The organism is Fulvivirga sedimenti (assembly GCF_020328055.1).
Window position 1 is genome coordinate 220925 of the sequence record NZ_JAIXNE010000003.1, and the last position, 16519, is coordinate 237443.

General features: G+C 43.7%; 13 protein-coding genes. 10 read left to right on the top strand and 3 right to left on the bottom strand.

Going from position 1 to position 16519, the window contains the following annotated elements; genetic code table 11:
* Window positions 1-78 precede the first annotated feature (78 nt).
* Window positions 79-2604: a TonB-dependent receptor gene (locus LDX50_RS13305; RefSeq protein ID WP_225697788.1), complete on the bottom strand. Its 2526-nt coding sequence runs from the start codon at window positions 2602-2604 to the stop codon at window positions 79-81.
* A gap of 233 nt (window positions 2605-2837) precedes the next feature.
* On the opposite strand from LDX50_RS13305, the gene LDX50_RS13310 reads away from it, so the two are divergent.
* From LDX50_RS13310 to LDX50_RS13340, 7 genes are all read left to right on the top strand, one after another.
* Entirely contained in the window at window positions 2838-3878 is a 1041-nt protein-coding gene (locus LDX50_RS13310) for a sensor histidine kinase (protein WP_225697789.1), read from the top strand.
* Window positions 3875-4597, top strand: a complete 723-nt coding sequence (locus LDX50_RS13315) for a LytR/AlgR family response regulator transcription factor (RefSeq protein WP_225697790.1) — start codon at window positions 3875-3877, stop codon at window positions 4595-4597. The genes LDX50_RS13310 and LDX50_RS13315 overlap by 4 nt, the downstream gene beginning before the upstream one ends.
* A 10-nt stretch (window positions 4598-4607) precedes the next feature.
* Window positions 4608-5396 carry an SDR family NAD(P)-dependent oxidoreductase gene (locus tag LDX50_RS13320; protein WP_225697791.1) on the top strand — a complete coding sequence of 263 codons (789 nt, stop codon included), beginning with the start codon at window positions 4608-4610 and terminating at the stop codon, window positions 5394-5396.
* A gap of 165 nt (window positions 5397-5561) precedes the next feature.
* Window positions 5562-6344, top strand: coding sequence for a hypothetical protein (locus tag LDX50_RS13325; RefSeq protein ID WP_225697792.1), 783 nt, complete (start codon window positions 5562-5564; stop codon window positions 6342-6344).
* 387 nt (window positions 6345-6731) lie between these two features.
* Window positions 6732-7664, top strand: coding sequence for a DUF4412 domain-containing protein (locus tag LDX50_RS13330; RefSeq protein WP_225697793.1), 933 nt, complete (start codon window positions 6732-6734; stop codon window positions 7662-7664).
* Window positions 7665-7846: 182 nt separating this feature from the next.
* The gene (locus LDX50_RS13335) at window positions 7847-8485 is read left to right on the top strand and encodes a TlpA family protein disulfide reductase (protein ID WP_225697794.1); all 639 of its coding nucleotides are present in this window, start codon (window positions 7847-7849) and stop codon (window positions 8483-8485) included.
* 2 nt (window positions 8486-8487) lie between these two features.
* On the top strand, window positions 8488-10239 hold the full coding sequence (locus tag LDX50_RS13340) for a PAS domain S-box protein (RefSeq protein WP_225697795.1): 1752 nt from the start codon (window positions 8488-8490) through the stop codon (window positions 10237-10239).
* 3 nt (window positions 10240-10242) lie between these two features.
* Here the strand turns inward: LDX50_RS13340 and LDX50_RS13345 are convergent, their stop codons facing one another.
* Entirely contained in the window at window positions 10243-12066 is a 1824-nt protein-coding gene (locus tag LDX50_RS13345; RefSeq protein WP_225697796.1) for an ABC transporter ATP-binding protein, read from the bottom strand.
* A 144-nt stretch (window positions 12067-12210) separates the two neighbouring features.
* On the opposite strand from LDX50_RS13345, the gene yaaA reads away from it, so the two are divergent.
* From yaaA to selD, 3 genes are all read left to right on the top strand, one after another.
* The gene (gene yaaA, locus LDX50_RS13350; RefSeq protein ID WP_225697797.1) at window positions 12211-12975 is read left to right on the top strand and encodes a peroxide stress protein YaaA; all 765 of its coding nucleotides are present in this window, start codon (window positions 12211-12213) and stop codon (window positions 12973-12975) included.
* Between the two features lie 128 nt (window positions 12976-13103).
* Entirely contained in the window at window positions 13104-14150 is a 1047-nt protein-coding gene (gene mnmH, locus LDX50_RS13355; RefSeq protein WP_225697798.1) for a tRNA 2-selenouridine(34) synthase MnmH, read from the top strand.
* Window positions 14138-15175 carry a selenide, water dikinase SelD gene (gene selD / locus LDX50_RS13360; protein ID WP_225697799.1) on the top strand — a complete coding sequence of 346 codons (1038 nt, stop codon included), beginning with the start codon at window positions 14138-14140 and terminating at the stop codon, window positions 15173-15175. Before mnmH ends, selD begins: the two co-directional genes overlap by 13 nt.
* A 26-nt stretch (window positions 15176-15201) precedes the next feature.
* Here selD and LDX50_RS13365 read toward each other — a convergent pair whose 3' ends face one another.
* Window positions 15202-16506, bottom strand: coding sequence for a hypothetical protein (locus tag LDX50_RS13365; protein ID WP_225697800.1), 1305 nt, complete (start codon window positions 16504-16506; stop codon window positions 15202-15204).
* Between the last annotated feature and the right edge of the window lie 13 nt (window positions 16507-16519).

Genomic DNA, 16519 nt, shown 5'->3' on the forward strand with positions numbered 1-16519 from the left:
AAGGGGCAAATGCCCCTTTCTCAGTGAATCCCAGTGCCTAAACCAAACCAACCCTGGATTCTTGAATCATTTTGAAAACTAGTTATTCATCATATCCTGATTTCCACCACCATCTTTCAGATCGTTATTTTCGACCTTACGCTGTCTTCTGCGTGTCTGACCGGTTGTGAGCTTACCGATACGGTAGCTGAAATTCACTTTGAAGTTCATATTCCGCATGATGTTGGTATTAAACTGATCTACAAATGGCGTTGTCACTTCACTGGTCATCTTCATTCCGTTATTCAGGAAGTTTTCAGCTCCAATACCGACACTACCGCGCTTCTCCTTGAACATCCGGTTCAAACTGAGACTGTAAACATAGTACCCTGTCTGATAACCCTGAAGCTGTACCTGACGGCCACGAATGAATCCGAAGAACTGCAGTGCCCACTGCTCAGTTAATTCATAACTACCAAACAATCGGCCTGATACGACAAAACCTTCGTTAGATGCGTTGAAGAGTGGGTCTTCCAAATTATTATCCAACATGGCATAATAAGAATCAATACCTCCGCTGAGTTGTAATTTACCAATCTTGCCATTCGCGAAAATACTCACACCCAGGGCATCTTCCTGACCAATGTTCTGGAACGTTGAGAATATCGTATCCTGTCCGATAGTTTCACGTACCTGCTGGATTGATCCTGTTGTATTTCTCCAGAATGCTGAAATATTGATCGAAGTTCCTTTTTTGAACGTACTGTAAGACACTTCAAAATTATCGGTGAATTCAGGGTCAAGTGTAGGATTACCCTGTGAAATATTCAGTGGGTTGGATGCGTCGATATTCGGGTTCAAAAAGCGTAGTGACGGACGCTGGATTCTTCGATTGTAGGCAAATTTAACTGTTTTCAACGGAGTCAGCTTCTTCGAGAAGTTTATGCTGGGCACGAATGTTCCGTAATCCGGAATCTCAAGATCTGCTTCATCCGAAAAGTTCGCAGCAATCGTTGTATACTCATACCGACCGCCGGCCATCAGCGTGTAACCCTTACCTAAATCAAAGGTACCAGAGAGATATCCAGCAAGTACATTCTGAACGTAATCAAAATTATTGCTCAGATTTACACCTTCTACTGGTGTTAATGAATTTTCATCATCTCCCACCAGGTACAGAAAATCACTTGTTACATCACGCATAATATTCTTGGCACCCATTTCAACGATGATCTTGTCATTGATGGGCTCCACATAATCCAGTTGGATCGTGAATTCTTTGTTGTAACTGTCGTTATTATTCCGGATAAATGCGTTATCTATCGGTTCGCTGCTTTGAAGAGTAGCAATGTCAAAATCATTGGTTTGCTTGTTCTGGCTATACAGCGTAAGCAGGCTGATTTCTTTACCTTTTTCTTCAAAGGTCCTGAGGTAATTCAAACTAACATCAACCTGGTTGCCAAGATTATCGATCCCCACATCTTCTGTTGATGAGCGCAGACCCATTGAATTATTGGTTTGTGTCAGACGACCATCCTGGTTCGAACTAAAATTCCTGATTCCCAGGTTCACAGAAGCGCCGACCCAATTGTATTTATTAAAGGCATAGTCGGCACCGAAGTTATAACGCCCAAAAAGATAGTTGTTACGGGTATCCGCGAACTGACTGGTCGTTGAAACAATCGAACCGAATTCATCCTTAGTCGTTTGTTCATTCTCAAATTCACCTACCACATTGTAGCCGGCTCTGCCATAGCCACCCAGGGACAAACCGAGTCGACCCGTACGATAACTGGCATTCAATCCTAAGCTGGATCCTCTTAACCCTGCGCTGGAATTGACTGACAATGATCCTCCCTGAAGGTCATTTTTCTTGGTAATAATGTTTATAATTCCACCCGTTCCTTCAGCATCATAACGAGCTGATGGCGAGGTAATTACTTCAACTGTCTTAATCTGATCTGCAGGTATTTGTTTTAAGGCGTCAGCGATACTGGATGCTGTGATGGTTGAGGGCCTTCCATCGATCAACACCTTTATATTGCTGCTTCCCCGCAGGGAAACATTACCGTCGAGATCAACTGTAAGCAAGGGCACTCTTCGCAGCACGTCGGTTGCATCTCCACCCATTGTCGTTTTATCCTGATCCGCGTTGTACACAATACGGTCTACCTTATCTTCAATTAGCTCACGTTCTCCTTCTACCACAACTTCATCCAGTTGAGTGCTTACACTTGTGATGTTCAATGTACCGACATCATAGGACTCTCCCTTTCCGGTAATCTCAAACGGCCCCTTCTCAAGGGTCTGAAAACCAATGAATGTAACGCTCAGTGTGTAGGTACCTTCAACAATGTCTCGAATAACAAAGGACCCCTTGTCATCAGCCACTGTTCCGTCTACAATCCGGTTACTCTTTTGATCAACGATTGATATGGCCGCGTATGGTACCGGTTCCTGATTTTCATCGAGGATGGTTCCGGAAATCTTGCCGTATCCTACTTTTTCCTGCTGACGTTGAGTTACGCCGGGAGGCGGTCCATTCTGTGCCTGAACGTTATCCAGGGCCAGCATAGTAAAAATTGCGCTTAGCGTAATAAGTAATTTAATGTTAATCTTTTTCATCAGTTGTTTTGTTCGTCAACAGTATAGACGCATAATTAGCCTTATTGTTTACACCGATAGATGGAGAGTGCCTTAAACTCGACAGTTGAGCCCAATGTATCGACCATTTGGCATTTAGCACCTATGAAATCCCTTCATCTATGGAAGTGTGGTAGTCATCGATCAAGAACGCTCTCTGGTCGATTTGAATAGATGGATTGAAGCTTTTCAACCCTAAATCGCGTTCTTACATTATGTTGCAACGAAAAAAAGGATTTGAATATGTATCCGTCGGTATTCTGTGGGTACTGATTCTAACGCTTACCCCGAACAGCGTGGATGTCAACTGGCCTGTGGAATTTTGGTACCGTCAGCTATTTCTGGCATTGCTGCTCACCGTCGGGTATATTTTGCACTCGCAATACTTACTTCCAAAACTTCTGGACAGGAACAAATTCCTGATTTACGGCTTGTCTGTAATCGGAGTTATTACAGCTATCCTTCTTCTGGTACATTTCTTTGAAGACCAGATTGAATTACCCCGAAGAATGCATGAGTTATTCAGGCCTGAAAAACCTTATAATCCGGAAAACCGGCGAGGTCCATTCGATTTTACAAGCTTCTTCCTGATCCTTTTCGATCTCAGTTTGGGTGTCATTATTTTTCTTGTCCGCAAACAACAGAATGAACAGGAGATCCGAAAGGAACTGGAGCAGCTGCAGGTTCGCACAGAGCTTTCCTACCTGAAAGCGCAGATCAATCCACATTTCTTCTTTAATACGCTTAATAATATCTACGCGCTTACATCTATCGATGTAGAGGCATCCCGTACGGCGATACTGAAGTTATCCGCCATGATGCGCTATGTTATCTATGACGGTGATTCACAACATGCCACTGTCTCCGATGAAATCAATTTTATCGAAAATTATATTGAACTGATGAAACTGCGCCTTTCAAAAAAGGTTACCCTGAAGTTCACCAAGCCATCAGGTACGTACGATCAGCCAATTGCACCAATGTTACTCCTTCCCTTTGTAGAGAACGCCTTCAAGCATGGTATCTCCTCTACAGTGGCCAGCGAAGTGATTATTACCATTCAATTGACAGGCAATGTTCTTGACTTATACGTGGAAAACCCGATTTTCCCAAAGTCAGGTGAACAGCACGAAGAACACGGAATTGGAATTGCCAACACCCGCAGAAGACTGGAATTACTTTATCCCAGCCGTTATAATTTTGAGATTGACGATAAAGACAATACCTTCAAAGTCTCACTGCAAATTGAATTATGACAAAATTACGGTGTATTGCACTGGATGATGAGCCACTGGCACTGGCCTTAATTAAGGAATTCATTTTAAAAACCCCTTTCCTTGAACTCGTTGGCACATGTGAAAATGCCATAGAAGCGCTTGAAATCGTGAGAAATGAAAAAATCGATCTGATCTTCTCCGATATTCAGATGAATGATCTGTCGGGGCTCGAGTTCGGACGCGTTATAAGTGGTATGGAAGGTACGGGCAGGCCTTTACTAATCTTCACAACAGCTTATGATCAGTATGCCTTGCAGGGCTATAAAGTAGACGCGATTGACTATTTGCTGAAACCCTTCAGCTACGAGGATTTTGTTAAGGCAGCTACTAAAGCCCTGAACCTCCGCAATGCGAGGGCTTCCGCCTCACAGCCAGCCAGCAACTTTATCATGTTCAAAGTGGAATATCAGCATGTCAAAGTATTTCATGATGATATCCTGTACATCGAGGGTCTGAAAGACTATGTGAAGGTCCATATCAAAAACCAGACAAAACCCCTGCTCTCACTGATGAGCCTGAAATCCCTGGAAGAGCGCTTGCCTGACAATAAATTCATGCGGGTGCACAGATCCTTCATCATCAATCTCGACGAGGTTAATACCCTTGGACGCAATACCCTTACAATTAGTAGCCATGAAATACCGGTTTCGGATAGTTACCGGGACAAGTTGCAGCAATACTTTAACAGCGAACTTTGAGAGAATAAACGTGGAAATCACAAACTTCGGTCAATGGGCAATGGTAGCCGGTTCAGCGGAAGGCCTGGGCGCGGCATTTTCACGAAGCCTGGCGAGACGGGGATTGAATTTAATTCTCGTTGATCAAAATGAATCTGCACTTGAATCGCTAAAAAAAGACCTGTGCCGGGTATTCAATATCCGTGTTGAGACCATTATAACGGATCTGGCAAAGTCTGACAGTCCTTCACTCCTTCGGGATGTCATGGAGCAACATGATTGTGGTTTGCTGATCTATAATGCCGCATTCGGTCCGGTAAGGCTTTTTAAGGATTTATCGGAAAAGGATATCGATACCACGATCAACGTTAACCTGGGAACCCCTACGCGACTTATACAAATGTGGCTTGAAGGAAGACAGGATAAAAAAACTGGCGTAATACTGCTATCCAGCCTGGCAGGATTCAGGGGAACCCGGCTGGTTGTGCCATACGCGGCCACAAAAGCCTATCTATGGAATTTCACCGAAGGACTCCATTATGAATACCAAAACAAACCATATACGTTCGCGGTGTGCTGTCCCGGTGCTATTGGTACACCTAATTACCTGGGCACAAAACCCCGGCCTTTCTGGCTCGCTCCAATCCCGTCCAAACCATCGGACGTTGCCGAATACACACTTCGGAAATTTGGCGGGCAACTCTTCATTATGCCTGGAAGAATGAACAGAATATCTCATTTTTTCATGTCATATATCTTGCCAAGAAGCTGGGCCAGTGGATTGCATAACTATGTAATGAGGAAGCTGTACGAAGCCTAAAAGAGCCGCTAAGCCACCCTGATGGCTATAATTATCATATTAATTTACCCAGGTAAAGAATTAATATTGGTGATTTCAAATCAAAATTGTGTATATTGAACCTTGAATGTTCCTTTTTCAAGACCTGAAGCGGAACTTCAAACCACTACTACTAAATAAGACTTGTTGAGATCTAAAATCAGTTTCAGACTGCTGGCTTCGGTATGTGCGGTTGCATTTGGCGTAATCTCGGGCTGTTCATCACCCGAGCTCGATGAGACAGCCTGCCGGTCTGCCACCTATGAGGGAGATGTCATTTTGAAAACTCAGAATGACATAATCAAATTCGCTAATACCTGTTATACCGGTGTGGATGGTATGCTGCAGATCGGCGCATTTGTTTCAACAGATCCCAATGCCATCACCGACCTGACTCCCCTCCGGTCAATCGTACGCGCCAACAGCGTTCATATCGTAAACAATCAATCACTCTCTTCGCTATCCGGATTAGAAAACATAAAGAACATAAGCGAAAGTATCCTTGTATATGGTAATCCTAAGATTCGATCACTGAGTGTTTTTCGAAATATTACAAATGATCATGTCGCCCTTACCATCTATGAAAATGAATCACTTACCGGCCTTGAAGGGCTTCAGGGAATCCGTGAATTTCATAATGTAGATATTGTCAACAATAAATCTCTTATTGACCTTTATGCACTTGAAAATGCGACAAGGATGAGTTGTCTCTACATTGAGAACAACAAAACACTCACATCTCTTTCCGGTCTGGAGAATGTGGAGCATGTTAATTGTATTTATATATGGTCCAACCCCGTACTCACCGACTTTTGCGGGATTGCACAGTTGTTTCAGCGCGAAAGCGCCCAGCTGGAGTTTCAATGTGAAAGCAATGCTTTCAACGTTTCTGCTGAGGACCTCCATGAAGGGCGGTGTACAATTTTCTAAAATAGTCGCAAAACTGACCTCAACGATTCATTCATCTAGAATTCAATTCGGTTCATTGTGAACCTGTTCCCCATATCAAGATTTTTGGTGAAATACCAATCTCAAAAAACGCGCTCATAAGTATTGGCGGAATTACACTTGTAGACAAATTTAAACAGATAATCTCCTCCCTTATCATCCCGTCAGATATTCAGGCTGTTACTTCAATCATTGAAGAATTAATAATTAAATCAATAAACATGCGGTAAGCTTTACCCTAAAAAAACTATTAAAGATTTCTACCTAATTCTAGTGAATTTTCATGATTTAATTCTTTTAGCAGTCTGAATATTAGAGATTTAATCGCCTATTAAGTATATTCCTTTAACGATTAAAACCGCATAAGCCATGAAAACCAGGAACGTCATTTTATTTCTGTTAGCCGCATTCTTCATAACAACATCCGCCGATGCACAGCTACTGAAAAAACTCAAACAGGCGGCTGAGGATGGCGTGCAGGAAGCTGTAGAACGACGTGTTGCCCATGAAATAGAGAAGGCCGCTCAGAAACAGACAGACCGTTATCTGGAACAAATTTTCGGACCGCCAACCCAGTATGAGGGTGCAGGATATGATTACAGTGAAATGTTAAAGGGCATCGACCTGAATGTTGAAACCGAAGATAGTTATCATTTCGAAGGATTTACAGATATGGAAATTTCTGGCACTGATGAAAAGGGAAAAGAAATAGACCCCACACAGTTCAGAACTTTTATGAGTACCAACGCCGAGGTTTGGGCCATGCAATTGGAAACGGATGATAAGGACCTGGAAAGAACTGTAATGATTTTTGATAACACTCATAAAGCCACAATCATGCTACTGGAAAACAAGAAGGGCGAGAAATCCCGTGTGGCATATGGGCTTGACTGGAGTAAAATGATGGATTCTTCAATTGAAAGCACCATGGATTCAATGAAGGTTGCAGATTTTAACATAACCAAAACAGGTAATACAAAAACCATCATGGGTTATACATGTAATGAATATCAGACAGAAACAGATGAGTATACGGCCCGCTATTGGGTCAGTGAAGAACCTATTCAGGGATATTCCTCCTACTGGTCCAAAAATAACTTCCTTTTCTCTCAGCAAATGAAAAAGAAATATGCCACATATTTCGACCAGCTTCCTGAAGGTGATGTGCTTGAAATGAACTATGTCTCTAAAACAGGCGACGGTGACACCACCATGAAGATCATAGAAATCAATACCACCGAAAATTTTGACTTTGTGATGGCCGATTATGAAAATGGCCTGGAACAGACAGAAGAACAGTAGTTATCCGGTTCTGACCATTTCACATTTGCCCTGTTCAAACACAGGGCTTTTTTGTTGCTTAAAACCCCGTTTATGCTCAAATCCGAGGCATTTATTACATGAGTATATTCGAACGTCTGATTTAAATCGATTGGACGTATGTGTGGCCTATATTTATGCCTCTTTTAAATTGGTATACTTATATGCAAAAAATTTTACTTTTTCTTGCGCTCACACTTACTGCACTTGGCGGTATTGGATTCCTTTTTTGGGAGCAGGAATATAAGTATACCCTTCCCACACCCATCCCGCAAAACCTTAAACAGGTAGAAACAGGCGACAGTGTAGAAGCGATCCTGCCCCGGCTTCCCGGCAAAAAGGGAGTATTCGTTCACTTTTACAATTATGATTGTCCGTGTTCTCGTTTCAACATCACTGAATTCCAATCTATGGTTCGCAGGTATTCAGATGACATTCAGTTTATTGCGGTATTGCAAAGCGAAGATCAGGATCCTCTGAAAATCGAAGAATTCAAAAAGAAATATGATCTGGGCATAGAAGTAATCGATGACCCGGATGGAAGCATCGCAGATGCCCTCGGTATTTACAGCACACCACAGGCGGTTTTAATACAGGACCATAAGATTTATTATAAAGGCAATTACAACCGGGCACGCTTTTGCGTTTCACGCAATACCAAGTTTGCCGAAATTGCCCTGGATGCAATGCTCAATGGGGAAGAACCTCCCTATTTCCCTGAAGTGGCATTAACCGCATATGGCTGCGAATTACCCTCCAACTCTGAAGCAAATAACAGTACAAACCTTTTATCAATTTTTTAAAAATGGCTACGAAAAAGGAAATACGTCAATTTTTTAATGAGGTTCACGGCAAGTCGAACCGTATTATTGAGAAAGTCCTGTTTGGATATTTTGCATTTGGCATCCTGCTGTCATTCTTTTATGACACCTGGATCGTAGGTATCGGCGTAGGATCACTCTGTTTGATACTTTATTTCGGAACGAAGGCAATTTTTAAGGAGAATTATATTCTTCAGTACGTTGGCAGCCTTGTCTTCGGAATATTCATGGCACAATTCATTTATCAGATGCATGGGCTGTTTGAAATGCATTTTACTGCATTCATTGCCATCATAGCCATGATCACATATCAGAACAAATGGGCATTCCTGCCGCAATTGCTGTTTGTGGTCGTTCATCACTCTGCCTTTGCATACATACAATATTTGGGAGTAGTCAATGAGAATATTGCTTATCAGCAAATCTATTTTACCCAGTTGGAGTTCATGGATTTCCAAACATTCCTGTTCCATGCCGGGCTGTATGCTTTTGGTGTTATACTGGCGGCAATCTATGCGCATAACCTTGCCCAACATACCATCTCAAATGCTGAAAATATCTTAAAGCTTCGCGCTTCCGATGCAATCACTTCCAAGAACATTGAAATTGCTAATGAGATTGCTAATGGAAACCTGGAAACTGAAATAGAACTTCGTGAAGGCGATTTGTTAGGAGCGGCACTGATGGAAATGCGCAACAGCCTGAAGGAAAGCAGCGAGCGGGAAAAAGAAGAACGATTTATAAACCTGGGCATCGCCGAATTGAGTGAAATTATCCGTGCACATGATAATGATCTGGACGAACTTTCATATCAGGTAATAAGTTACCTGGTCAAATACCTGAAGGCGAACCAGGGAGCTATTTTCATACACACTGAGAATGAAGACGGAGAATATCTTGAGCTAAAAGGATGCTACGCCTACAATCGCAAGAAGTTCCTCAACAAAAAAATAGAAATTGGAGAAGGATTGGTTGGACAATGTTTCCTTGAGCGTGAGCCAACCCTCCTGAAGGAAATTCCCGAGGGTTATCTCAATATCACTTCCGGTTTGGGTGAAGCCTCTCCCCGCTTTCTGGCAGTACTCCCGATAAAAACTGACCAAATCATTGAAGGGGTTATTGAAATAGCCACATTCAAGGATTTTGAACAGTTCCAGATCGATTTCCTGATCAAGGTATGTGAAAGTATTGCCTCAGTAATTGCCTCTGCAAAGGTAAACAGCAAGACAAAAATGCTTTTCGAGAAATCACAGGAGCAGACTGAAATGTTAAGGTCACAGGACGAAGAAATGCGACAGAACATGGAAGAATTATCCGCAACACAGGAAGAAATGCAGCGTAAATCCAAGGAATTTGAAAGCCGTTTTCAGGCGCTCAATGAAAGTAATCTTGGATTCGTTGAATTCGATATGAGCGGTAAGATCATCAATACCAACACGGCATTTGCCAGGATGCTCAGCTTTGCACCGGACGATCTTCTTGGTCAGAAATATTCTTCACTTATCAGCACGTCTGAAAAAGATCTTGATACCTTCCAGGCACTGATTCGAAATGTGCGTCCCGGAGAACCACTACACGGACGATTTGAGAAGATTGCATCAACGGGAAAGATAATTGCTTTCCAGGGATCTTATTCAATGATCACAGACGTGAATGGAGAGCCATCGGGAATCCTTCATGTTGGCATCCCTTTGTCAACAACTGTTGAAAAATCAGCCGAACTGGTGGCAGAATAACTTCTATCTGTATCCTGCCGCCTGAAGCTCGAATAATTCGGCATAAAGCCCTTTATTCTGCATGAGTTCTTCGTGGGTGCCGAGTTCTTCGAGCCGGCCCTCGCGAAGAACCAGTATCCTGTCTGCCATTCGAACCGTGCTGAACCTGTGAGAAATGATGATACTGGTTTTGTCCTGCGTAAGTCCTATGAAACGCTGAAAAACTTCGTACTCGGCTTTAGCGTCCAGCGCCGCTGTTGGTTCGTCAAGGATCAGCACATTCGCGTCCTTCATATATGCCCGCGCTAAAGCAACCTTCTGCCATTGTCCGCCAGACAATTCCTTTCCCTGAGCAAAGCGCCTGCCCAGCTGTTGATCCAGACCAAGTTCAAGCTCCGATATAACCTCACTTGCCAGACTCCTTTCGGCCGCGACCTCAATCCGCTCCATATTTTCAAGTTCATCAATATTGCCGACCGCAATATTTTCCCTCATCGTAAATTCATATTTGAAGAAGTCCTGAAAAATAACGCCGAAGAGCTGCTGGTATTGATCTCGGTTGTAGCGGCTGATGTTAACCCCCTCCAAGGTGATCTCTCCTGATGTTGGTTCATAAAACCGAAGAAACAATTTGATGAGGGTGGTCTTACCTGCCCCGTTTTGTCCGACAAATGCCATTTTCTCACCGGGCCGCAGTGTAAAACTAACATCGGTCAGCACGTTCTGAGCTGAACCGGGATAGGCAAAGGATAAGTTCTTCACCTTAAATCCCTCCCTGATAACCTTGGGAACCGGCAGCGACTGATCGGAAGGATCCTCAACGACCAGATCAATAAAATCAAAGTAATCCCGTAAGTACAATGCCCGCTCGGTGATACGTGTAAAACGAAGAAAAAATCCCTGCAGGTTTCCCCGTAAGCGGTTAAAAGAGCCCGACAGGAACGTGAGATCCCCCAGGGTCAGAACGCCCGCTATCACCCGTAAAATAATCAGAACATAGGCTCCATAATAGCTAAGAACACCCAGCATATTAAAAACGGCACCAAATGAAGTCTGACGAATAGCTAGTGCTTTATTGAGTTGATAGTATTCATCGGAAACCTTTTGGAATCGCCCTGCTATGAAATCAGAAATTCCGAATAATTTAACTTCCCTGGCCGTCTGGTCATTCGCTCCTATATAACGCAGGTAATCCAGCTCACGACGTTCAGCAGTCCATGAACGGGCCAGTGAATAACGCCTGGAACTGAATTTGATCTCATTGATAAATGATGGAATGATACTTAACACGAGCAAAATAAGTAGCCATGGTTCAAAGTAGATCAGTCCGGCGATGAGCGAGATCATAGAAATGATGTTTTCGACCTGGGTCAGAGATTCTGACATCAGGTTTACGCGGCTGGTCGTCTGTTGCCTTGCCCTTTCCAGCTTATCATAAAAATCAGGGTCTTCGAGCTGACTGATCGTAATATCCTTGGTCTTACGAATAATAATGATCGATGATGCATTGGCATACAGGTCACCGAGCAGGCCGTCAGTAAGACCAATAGCTCTGCTTAAAAGGTCGGAAAGCAGCGCGAGCACTAATTCGGCACCCACATACATCCATAAAGCAGAAAGATCTGTTTCGTCCAGTGAAACCTGGAGCACAATTTCATCTATGATTAATTTCCCAACCCATAATAGTGCGATCGGCACGAAGGCGTTGAGCAGGCGGCACAGCAGATTTGACAGGAATAAAAAGCGATTTGTTCGCCAGATTTCCATAAAAAACCTGGGGATAAATCGCAGGGCCCTGAAAGATCCTTTCAATTCTGGCTTATCTTTTATTGATTCGGGAGTTCGCATAGTGGTTTATAAAAGCGAAAATGCGTAAGCGATCTTTGACAAAATGCTTTTCTCACGCATTGCAGGAAAATATGCCAAAAATTAGATCAATTTTGCCTAACACTTGTTAAACTTGAAAACTAATTTAATTCATTACCCTATTCTATGATTGCAATTATTTCACCAGCTAAAACACTTGACTTTGAAAATCAGACCGATTTCGTTCAGACAAAACCTGACTTTAAAACAGAGGCTAATAAGCTGGTTAAAGAGATGCGTCAGAAATCGGCAGGAGATCTGCAGTCGATGATGGACATCAGCGAAGACCTGGCTACGCTCAATGTTGAACGTTTCGATAACTTTTCCCTTACGCGCCACCCGGCACATGCACGACAGGCCGTTTTTGCTTTTAAAGGTGAGGTGTATCGGGGACTGGATATCGAATCACTTGATGAAGAAGCCTGGAATTATGTTGGTGAGCACCTTCGAATATTATCCGGCCTGTATGGATTGCTCCGTCCGTTTGATGTTATACAGCCCTATCGTCTTGAAATGGGCACAAGAGTAGCTGTTAATGGTTATTCAAATCTCTATGAATATTGGGGAAACAAGATTACCCGTAAACTGAATAAGGCCCTGAAAGAACAGGATAACCCTGTGCTGATCAATCTTGCATCCCAGGAATATTTTAAAGCCGTCGATGCTGAAAAAGTAAAGGGCAGACTCATCAATATTGAATTCAGGGATTTCAGTCAGGGCGACTACAAATTCATTGCTGTTTACGCAAAGAAGGCACGCGGACTGATGGTTCGATATATGGCGGAAAATAAACTCACCGATCCGGAAGATCTGAAGGGTTTTAACCTTGAAGGATATGAGTTCGACGCGAATCGATCTGATTATAGCACTTTCTCCTTTCGAAGAAAGTAAGCGAAGTCGATCGAAATTCACATCGCTAAAACTTAAAGGAACAACTTCGTTCTGATCAGCCCGGATAATTCATCGCAACAGGGATTGCACAATTTACTTGTATCTTTGGTCAGGCGAAGTCTGCTCCTATGAAGAAGATTGATGTAACACACGTACTGGAAAGTATCCAAGAGATTCCGCTCATCGACGTGCGATCGCCATCGGAATATACATTTGCCCATATCCCGGGAGCAATAAATATACCCTTATTTACAGATCTGGAAAGACGGCGCGTAGGCATTTGCTATAAACAGGAAGGACAAAAAGCCGCTATTAAATTAGGGCTCAAACTGGTTGGCCCAAAGATGGTTCATTTTGTTGAATCTGCGGAAGCGCTCAAAAGTGATAAACTGATGATTCATTGCTGGCGTGGCGGAATGAGATCCGCAAGCATGGCATGGCTCCTTCAAACCGCAGGCCTTGAAGTCATGGTTCTGCAAGATGGTTATAAAGCATTCAGGCGTGCCCTTCTTGAATACTTCGCGCAACCCCTTCCGATCATAATCCTCGGTGGCAAAACGGGCAGCGGCAAAACCGAGATCCTTCTCGAACTTATGCGACAGGGGCATCAGGTAGTGGACCTCGAGGGCCTTGCTAATCACCGCGGATCTGCTTTTGGCAGTCTCGGACTCCCGCCGCAACCTTCCACTGAACAATTTCAGAATGAATTATTCATGACTATGTATGTCATGGATCATGATCAACCCATATGGCTGGAGGATGAATCATCGTCGATTGGGAAGGTAGGCCTGCCTGAGGACCTATGGAAACAGATGTCCCATGCGCCGGTTGTAATGCTGGATATTCCACTAAAAGAGCGGGTGCGCCGGCTCGTAGATGAATATGGGGAATTTGATCGAGCCACCCTTGGGGAAGCTATTCAGAAGATCGGAAAGAAACTTGGCGGCCAACATGAAAAAAGGGCCATGGAAGCACTCAAATCAGGGGAACTGGCTATAGTTGCGGAAATTCTGCTTACGTACTATGATAAGTCATATGACTATGTTAAAAATCGAAGAAATCAGCATATAGTTGATATTCTCACCTTACAGCACGATTCAATTGCTGAGACGGCATCCGTCCTTTCGGAAATACCCAATAAACAAAATGCGTCGATCCTACAATGGAAAAAATAAAACTAACCCAATTTAGTCACGGTGCGGGATGCGGCTGTAAAATTGCCCCTGACCTTCTTGAACAAATCCTGCAGCATAATCCAAACTCCTTAACGTTTCCTGGACTCCTGGTTGGGAACAGTACGAAGGACGATGCGGCCGTTTTTGACCTGGGTAATGGTGAAGCAATCATCAGCACGACTGATTTCTTCATGCCCATCGTAGATGATCCGGAGGATTTTGGTGGTATCGCTTCTGTAAATGCTATTTCAGATATATATGCGATGGGCGGTACTCCCCTCATGGCGATAGCGATTCTCGGATGGCCGGTGGATAAACTTTCTCCGGATATCGCCGCTCTTGTATTAAAAGGGAGCAGGACAGCTTGTGAATCTGCCGGAATACCCCTTGCCGGAGGTCACAGTATTGATGCCCCCGAACCGATCTTCGGATTGGCCGTAACAGGGCGTATAAAAACAGGGCAAATAAAAAAGAATGATGGTGCACTTCCCGGCTCCTTGCTATACCTGACCAAACCTATTGGAGTAGGCATCGTTACAACTGCACAAAAAAAGGGGATCGTGCGCGATGAAGACCTGAAAGTGGTTCGTGACAGCATGCTTACACTGAATAAAACAGGGGAAATGCTGGCCGGATTGTCCTATGTAAACGCCCTCACCGATGTTACCGGATTTGGATTACTCGGACACCTGGTCGAGATGTGTGAAGGTTCGGGCGTAAGTGCCATGATTGATTTCGAAAAGGTCCCAAAATTTAGTTTTCTGGAGCCCTACATTGCCGGGAAATGTTTTCCTGGCGGAACTAAGCGCAACCTGCGTAGCTATGGACATAAAATATTAGCAGAGAATACCGACTGGCTGGATATTCTTGCGGACCCACAAACGTCAGGAGGATTACTAATCTCCGTAGACAGCGCCTTCCGGCAGGAGTTTGAATCTGTGATGTCTAAGCAGGGAATGAACTTGTGGCCTTTCGGTGAATTGCAGACACCGGCAGAGGATATTCCTCTGATCCGGATTTCCTGAATCATAATCCTGATCGGGAAAATTCACTAATTAAAATACACCTGATATTGTAACAGAACGGCTCCTCTCCTGCCATCCAGATCACCGTTGGTGCGAAACAAGGGCCTGTTTTGATAGGCAATGGTCAGCTTTGATGTATTTGCATCGAGCAACCAGTTAATACCGGCATCATAAAAGACCATCGTATCGTTCAGTCGTTCGAAAAACCCTATTTCAGTGGCGATATATGGCATAAATGAAGTTTTCCACAATGCATTGTCTTTAAGCTTATACCCCAGCTGCCCATACAGCATATTACCAGTTCCGCCCACCGGATATCCATTTCCTCCCCCATTCAAAAGAGTGTTATCACTGGTCCCGTTTGCCGGATTCATGAGGGCAAGGTTCCGGGTATAATTCGGTCCGAAGTCGTAATGGGTAAAGACGCCATAGAAGCTTAATGTCTTTCCTTCATTACCAATGGGACTGTCATAATAAATGTCGACCGCCACGTTAAGCAAGTCGGTCGTAACGGTATCCATCGGGGATACGGTATGCCACATGGCATCGGGCTGAAAAATGAACCCTGCCCCAATATTGAATACATCCTTCTTGCCCAGATAGGTTCCGGTCATATAGGGCATTTTGTTTGATTCAGAGTCCCTGAATTGATATTGAAAGTATCCGTTCCACTGTTTTTTAGGAGGTTTGGCAGAGAAAGTTGATACAGATGAAATCTCCGGATTATAAAAACCTGATTTCTGAATCGCCATGGGATGGGCAATGGTTAGCCTGTAATCAAAACGACCTAATTTTCCTTTGGCATATACTGACAGCTTTCGCAGGAACTGGTCAGTGATATCGTTCGTCGACTGCAGGAAGAGCGGTACATCAATTCCCATAATGGAAGTTATCGATGGGGTGGAAAACCTTGAAAGTCCGGACCAGGCAGTCAACCCTGTTCCCATGGTAAATTTATCAGCCACTATCTCATACTCTCCCAGGGCGTCATGGACAAAAAAACCAGCCTTTCGGTCACTGAGAAAGTTGAAGTTATTCTCTCCAATCTGACTGTAAATAAATACGCGATCGCTTAATTGCCCATAAAACTGAATCCTGAAACGCCGTATTCCAATATCATATCCATCGGATTGCGGCTCCCCGTATACCGTTGTCCCCGGATTGAATTTCTGATAGCGGTTCCAAACCTGTGCAAGCAAGGTGAATTTCACATAATGAGTACCGTCTTCATTAAGGGTGAGTTTGCCGTCCTTCAGCGTTTGGCCTGACCCTGAGACTGAGAGCGAAAACAACAGAAAGAACAGAACATACTTTCCTGGGTTAAATATCATCAGGTGGAATTTA

Excerpts from the sequence above, each read along its gene's own strand:
- LDX50_RS13305 (WP_225697788.1), bottom strand. The coding sequence starts at position 2,604 with ATGAAAAAGATTAACATTAAATTACTTATTACGCTAAGCGCAATTTTT.
- LDX50_RS13310 (WP_225697789.1), top strand. The coding sequence starts at position 2,838 with ATGTTGCAACGAAAAAAAGGATTTGAATATGTATCCGTCGGTATTCTG.
- LDX50_RS13315 (WP_225697790.1), top strand. The coding sequence starts at position 3,875 with ATGACAAAATTACGGTGTATTGCACTGGATGATGAGCCACTGGCACTG.
- LDX50_RS13330 (WP_225697793.1), top strand. The coding sequence starts at position 6,732 with ATGAAAACCAGGAACGTCATTTTATTTCTGTTAGCCGCATTCTTCATA.
- LDX50_RS13335 (WP_225697794.1), top strand. The coding sequence starts at position 7,847 with ATGCAAAAAATTTTACTTTTTCTTGCGCTCACACTTACTGCACTTGGC.
- LDX50_RS13340 (WP_225697795.1), top strand. The coding sequence starts at position 8,488 with ATGGCTACGAAAAAGGAAATACGTCAATTTTTTAATGAGGTTCACGGC.
- LDX50_RS13345 (WP_225697796.1), bottom strand. The coding sequence starts at position 12,066 with ATGCGAACTCCCGAATCAATAAAAGATAAGCCAGAATTGAAAGGATCT.
- yaaA (WP_225697797.1), top strand. The coding sequence starts at position 12,211 with ATGATTGCAATTATTTCACCAGCTAAAACACTTGACTTTGAAAATCAG.
- mnmH (WP_225697798.1), top strand. The coding sequence starts at position 13,104 with ATGAAGAAGATTGATGTAACACACGTACTGGAAAGTATCCAAGAGATT.
- selD (WP_225697799.1), top strand. The coding sequence starts at position 14,138 with ATGGAAAAAATAAAACTAACCCAATTTAGTCACGGTGCGGGATGCGGC.
- LDX50_RS13365 (WP_225697800.1), bottom strand. The coding sequence starts at position 16,506 with ATGATATTTAACCCAGGAAAGTATGTTCTGTTCTTTCTGTTGTTTTCG.